The sequence below is a fragment of the Pseudomonas sp. SIMBA_067 genome, from assembly GCF_046534675.1.
Lineage (GTDB): Bacteria > Pseudomonadota > Gammaproteobacteria > Pseudomonadales > Pseudomonadaceae > Aquipseudomonas > Aquipseudomonas putida.
Map to the genome: position 1 here is coordinate 1 of NZ_JAWRYH010000244.1, position 294 is coordinate 294.

1 protein-coding gene is annotated in these 294 nt (G+C 44.9%); it reads left to right on the forward strand.

The features are described 5' to 3' along the window. Positions 1 to 294: putative inorganic carbon transporter subunit DabA (locus SB765_RS28935; RefSeq protein ID WP_410932393.1), on the forward strand; the 294-nt coding region annotated here is incomplete at both ends.

A 294-nucleotide genomic window follows, 5' to 3' on the forward strand; every position in this document is an offset into this window, starting at 1 on the left:
GTGGCAACAAGAAAAGGCGCTTGTTGTTGAGCGCTTACATGCACATAAATTAGCACAAAAGCCATTATGGGTGTGGGCAAAAGCAATGGAACTCAGCTTTCAATATCCGCTTAATGAGGCTCTGCAAACCGCGACAAAAGCCCCCGTGACAAACGCTCAATTACAAGCAGTGTTTTGTATTGATGTTCGCTCGGAAGTGATTCGCCGTGCGCTAGAGTCTCAAAGTCAACATATTGAAACGTTTGGCTTTGCCGGTTTTTTTGGTTTACCGCTGGAATATCAAGAAAATGGCAG